The 4,462-nt window shown below is 40.9% G+C and carries 7 protein-coding genes and 1 pseudogene; 5 read left to right on the top strand and 3 right to left on the bottom strand.

Annotated features, from left to right (window positions below; all coding sequences use genetic code 11):
- From QZ565_RS08335 to QZ565_RS08320, 4 genes and pseudogenes are all read left to right on the top strand, one after another.
- Window positions 1-106, top strand: a pseudogene (locus QZ565_RS08335) (alpha/beta hydrolase); the annotation flags it as partial.
- Between the two features lie 30 nt (window positions 107-136).
- Entirely contained in the window at window positions 137-655 is a 519-nt protein-coding gene (gene rimM, locus QZ565_RS08330; RefSeq protein WP_001105905.1) for a ribosome maturation factor RimM, read from the top strand.
- Entirely contained in the window at window positions 645-1,364 is a 720-nt protein-coding gene (gene trmD / locus QZ565_RS08325) for a tRNA (guanosine(37)-N1)-methyltransferase TrmD (protein ID WP_138029520.1), read from the top strand. Before rimM ends, trmD begins: the two co-directional genes overlap by 11 nt.
- Window positions 1,365-1,375: 11 nt before the next feature.
- Complete coding sequence (locus tag QZ565_RS08320) at window positions 1,376-1,714, top strand: ATP cone domain-containing protein (protein WP_001196040.1); 339 nt, start codon at window positions 1,376-1,378, stop codon at window positions 1,712-1,714.
- 30 nt (window positions 1,715-1,744) lie between these two features.
- On the opposite strand, the gene QZ565_RS08315 is transcribed toward QZ565_RS08320, so the two are convergent.
- A complete protein-coding gene (locus QZ565_RS08315) occupies window positions 1,745-2,065 on the bottom strand; it encodes a hypothetical protein (RefSeq protein WP_023943050.1) in 321 nt (106 codons plus the stop codon).
- Window positions 2,066-2,163: 98 nt separating this feature from the next.
- Between QZ565_RS08315 and QZ565_RS08310 the strand changes: the two genes are divergently transcribed.
- Window positions 2,164-2,379 (top strand): YdbC family protein, encoded by a 216-nt coding sequence (locus tag QZ565_RS08310; RefSeq protein WP_000807422.1) that lies wholly within the window; start codon window positions 2,164-2,166, stop codon window positions 2,377-2,379.
- Between the two features lie 53 nt (window positions 2,380-2,432).
- On the opposite strand, the gene QZ565_RS08305 is transcribed toward QZ565_RS08310, so the two are convergent.
- Both QZ565_RS08305 and gor read right to left on the bottom strand, forming a co-directional pair.
- Window positions 2,433-2,969, bottom strand: coding sequence for a biotin transporter BioY (locus QZ565_RS08305; RefSeq protein WP_023946412.1), 537 nt, complete (start codon window positions 2,967-2,969; stop codon window positions 2,433-2,435).
- Between the two features lie 188 nt (window positions 2,970-3,157).
- Window positions 3,158-4,450 carry a glutathione-disulfide reductase gene (gene gor, locus QZ565_RS08300; protein ID WP_295528131.1) on the bottom strand — a complete coding sequence of 431 codons (1,293 nt, stop codon included), beginning with the start codon at window positions 4,448-4,450 and terminating at the stop codon, window positions 3,158-3,160.
- Window positions 4,451-4,462 lie beyond the last annotated feature (12 nt).

The raw sequence follows: 4,462 nt of genomic DNA, 5'->3' as shown, positions 1-4,462 counted from the left end.
ATATTGGACTTCCAATACTAAACTCATTTTAGGAGGGAATCACCATTATTTACAGTGGTCTGAATCCGAAAAAATTGCGACTATTATTCGAGAATTGTCAGAATAAGATGGAAAGAAGGAGACTATAGGAGACAAGATGAACTACTTTAATGTTGGGAAAATCGTCAATACGCAGGGATTGCAAGGTGAGATGCGAGTCTTGTCTGTGACAGATTTTGCAGAAGAACGGTTTAAAAAAGGGGCTGAGCTGGCCTTGTTTGATGAAAAAAATCAGTTTGTTCAAACAGTGACCATTGCTAGCCACCGTAAACAGAAGAACTTTGACATTATTAAATTCAAAGACATGTACCATATCAATGCTATCGAAAAGTACAAGGGATACAGTCTCAAGGTTGCTGAGGAAGATTTGAATGACCTAGACGATGGTGAATTTTATTATCACGAGATTATCGGTTTGGAAGTCTATGAGGGTGATAACTTGATTGGAACCATCAAGGAAATCTTGCAACCAGGTGCTAACGATGTCTGGGTTGTCAAGCGAAAAGGTAAACGTGACTTGCTCTTACCTTATATCCCACCAGTGGTTCTCAATGTTGATATTCCAAATAACCGCGTCGATGTGGAAATCTTAGAAGGGTTAGACGATGAAGATTGATATTTTAACCCTCTTTCCAGAGATGTTCTCTCCACTGGAGCACTCAATCGTTGGAAAGGCTCGAGAAAAAGGGCTCTTGGATATCCAGTATCATAATTTTCGAGAAAATGCTGAAAAGGCCCGCCATGTAGATGATGAGCCCTACGGAGGTGGTCAGGGGATGTTGCTCCGAGCTCAACCCATTTTCGATTCCTTTGATGCTATTGAAAAGAAAAATCCGCGCGTTATTCTCCTCGATCCAGCTGGAAAGCAGTTTGATCAGGCCTATGCTGAGGATTTGGCTCAAGAGGAAGAGTTAATCTTTATCTGTGGGCACTATGAGGGTTATGATGAGCGTATTAAGACCTTGGTGACAGATGAGATTTCCCTGGGGGACTATGTCTTGACTGGTGGAGAGTTGGCAGCCATGACCATGATTGATGCGACGGTTCGCCTGATTCCAGAAGTGATTGGCAAGGAGTCTAGCCACCAAGATGATAGTTTTTCTTCAGGCCTTCTCGAATACCCTCAGTACACACGCCCCTACGATTATCGAGGGATGGTCGTGCCAGATGTACTGATGAGTGGACACCATGAAAAGATTCGTCAGTGGCGCCTGTATGAGAGTTTAAAGAAAACCTACGAGCGCAGACCGGATTTGCTTGAACATTATCAACTGACAGCAGAAGAAGAAAAAATGCTGGCAGAAATTAAAGAAAACAAAGAATAAAGGAGATACCTATGCAAGTAATCAAACGTGATGGTGAAATTGCTGAATTTAATCCAGATAAGATTTACCAAGCTATCTTAAAGGCAGCCCAGACTGTCTATGTATTGACAGATGATTTGCGTCAAAACCTTGCACAAGTCACTAAGAAAGTGGTTTTGGATTTGGAAGAGGCCAAGGTGGAACGTGCTACCATCAGCATGATTCAGTCTATGGTTGAACATCGTTTACTGGGTGCAGGTTACATTACCATAGCAGAACACTACATTTCCTATCGTCTACAACGTGACTTGGAAAGAAGTGGTTATGGAGATCATATCGCGGTTCATTTACATTTTGAACAAATTCGCTAAGAAAAAAGAGTGGGATGAAGCAACTACATCTCACTCTTTCTTAAATCTATTTTTTTGGGCTGTTTGGACAGTTGAAGGGACAAATCGTAGGCGTTGAATATCGCTTATGCGGATAATACGGGTCACATTTTTAGCAAAATTTTTCACGATAATTTGCTGGCGTTGCTGATCGTATTTGATGATGTCACCTGTAAAACTTGTCTCAGACAAGATAAGGTGAACAGCAGTTTGTTTCTGGATAGCCTCTTCAATAGTGGCTGTAAGGGAGTTGCTTTCAGTATGGTCTGGTTCTTCATGTCCATTTAAAAAGTCATGTATTTTATCTAGAACTTGCTGGAATTTATGTCTCATATTGGCCTCCCTTCTTTTATATCAATATTATATAAAATTTTCCTAAAATCTACAAGATTTTACGAATAATCAAATGAAAGCAAAAAAAGGAGAAGAAAATGGCAGAATTTACATTTGAAATCGAAGAGCACTTGTTGACTCTTTCTGAAAACGAAAAAGGTTGGACCAAGGAAATCAACCGTGTGAGCTTTAATGGAGCCCCTGCAAAGTTTGATATTCGTGCTTGGAGTCCAGACCATACTAAAATGGGTAAAGGGATCACTCTCTCAAATGAAGAATTTCAAACGATGGTGGATGCCTTTAAAGGCAACTAAGTTGTCAAAATGAATGAAAAGGATATTGAGTCATGACAACTCGATATCCTTTTTTAGTTAGCAAAGTAAGCTTGATTTTTAAGGCGTTGAAGTAATGGACGGCTAATAAAACTAATAGCAATAATTTTACCAAGGTCTGGAATGATAAAGGGAATGACCCCCACAACAAGAGCTTTTTCAAATGCCATTCCAGCAAGAAAATGTAAGCTGAGAATCCCGCCGACAAAGACAAGGGCATCACCCAAGAGGTTTGCAAGAAAAATCTTGACAACACTACTCTTGCTGTTGGTTAGAGAGGATGTAAGTCCAGAATAAACAAGATAAAACCAAAGATAGCCTGCAGTAGGACCAACTAAAGCCTGAAAACCAGCTCCACCTCCTGCAAAAACAGGAAGACCGATAGCACCTAGAAGAAGATAGAGTCCAACAGAAAGTACAGCCTCTCTTGGTCTAAAGACAGTTGCAATCAAGCCGATTGCAAAGTTTTGCAGAGTGAAGGGAACAGGTCCAATTGGAAGACTGATTTGTGCCAAAACAGCAATGAGAGCAGCTCCAATAGCAGGGATAGCATAAATATGAGCTTTTTTCAAAATAGTTAACCTCTTTTCTGATGTATAGTAACTATTATACTCGTAGAGTAATTATTGTCAACCAATTTTTTAAAACAAGGTAACAAAAACTGTAACGGCCGATTTTGCTTATTGGTTAAGTTGTTTTCATCGATTCGAAAACATCAAAAAAGAAGCAGACACATTTGTATCAGCTTCTGTTGTTTCGATTAACGCATAGTTACAAATTCTTCAGATGCAGTTGGGTGAATCGCCACAGTTGCATCAAAGTCTGCCTTGGTTGCTCCCATTTTGATAGCAACAGCAAATCCTTGAATCATTTCATCAACACCATAGCCAATTCCATGAAGTCCGACAACTTTTTCTTCTGAACCTGCTGTGATCAATTTGAAACGTGTTTCTTGACGGTTGTCAGTGCAAGCAGAGTACATAGACGTAAAGCTTGATTTGTAAACCTTGATTTGGTCTTGACCGTATTCTTTAATAGCTTGCTCTTCTGTCAAACCAACCGTTCCGATAGCAGGGTGTGAAAAGACAACAGTTGGAATAGTTGAGTAATCCATTTTTGCAGTTGTTTTGCCGTTAAAGAGACGTTCAGACAAAGTACGTCCAGCCTTGATAGCAACTGGAGTTAGTTCTTTTTCGCCTGTTACATCACCTAAAGCGTAGATTCCCTCAACAACAGTATTTTGGTATTCATCCACTTGGATAAAGCCACGTTCGTTCAGAGTTACTCCAGCTTTTTCAAGTTGCAAGCCCTTAACGTTTGGACGGCGACCAGTAGCCCAGATAACTTGACTAGCTGTGTGACTAGTACCATCCTCGAAATGAATGGTAATGCCATCAGTAGTTTTTTCTAACTTGACAGGGACTTTGTGAGTATGAAGTGGCAAGTTTGTTCTTTCCATTTCCTTTACCAGACCTTCAACGATGTAAGAATCAAAACTACGTAAAGGACGATCACGACGAACAAAGAGGTCTGTCTTGACACCAAAGGTGTGGAGTACTCCAGCCAATTCAACGGCGATATAACCCGCGCCTAGAATAGCAACTGACTCTGGTAATCCTTCCCAAGCAAATACATCATCAGAAGAGCCACCTAGCTCAGCACCAGGAATATTTGGAATACTTGGATGGGCACCAGTAGCAATCACGATATGTTTAGCACGAATCAGTTCACCATTTACGCTGACAGTATGAGAATCTACAAATTCAGCATGGCCTTCAATCAAGTCTACTCCGTTGCGTTTAAAACTGCCATCATAAGAAGAACGAGCACGATCAATATAGGCTTCACGATTGCGACGTAGGGTAGCAAAGTCAAAGTTAAGATCAGTAGTCTTAAAGCCGTAGTCTTCTCCAAATTGATGGAAAGTCTCAGCGATTTGCGCCCCGTACCACATGATTTTTTTAGGAACACAACCGACGTTGACACAGGTTCCACCTAATTTCTTTTCCTCAATAACGGCCGCTTTGGCTCCGTGTTTCACACGAACGCACATGGTCGGAACACC

Origin of the sequence: uncultured Streptococcus sp. (assembly GCF_915066115.1) — a bacterium.
Lineage (GTDB): Bacteria > Bacillota > Bacilli > Lactobacillales > Streptococcaceae > Streptococcus.
This window is presented reverse-complemented; position numbering and strand designations above follow the sequence as displayed.

Excerpts from the sequence above, each read along its gene's own strand:
- rimM (WP_001105905.1), top strand. The coding sequence starts at position 137 with ATGAACTACTTTAATGTTGGGAAAATCGTCAATACGCAGGGATTGCAA.
- trmD (WP_138029520.1), top strand. The coding sequence starts at position 645 with ATGAAGATTGATATTTTAACCCTCTTTCCAGAGATGTTCTCTCCACTG.
- QZ565_RS08320 (WP_001196040.1), top strand. The coding sequence starts at position 1,376 with ATGCAAGTAATCAAACGTGATGGTGAAATTGCTGAATTTAATCCAGAT.
- QZ565_RS08315 (WP_023943050.1), bottom strand. The coding sequence starts at position 2,065 with ATGAGACATAAATTCCAGCAAGTTCTAGATAAAATACATGACTTTTTA.
- QZ565_RS08310 (WP_000807422.1), top strand. The coding sequence starts at position 2,164 with ATGGCAGAATTTACATTTGAAATCGAAGAGCACTTGTTGACTCTTTCT.
- gor (WP_295528131.1), bottom strand. The coding sequence starts at position 4,450 with ATGTGCGTTCGTGTGAAACACGGAGCCAAAGCGGCCGTTATTGAGGAA.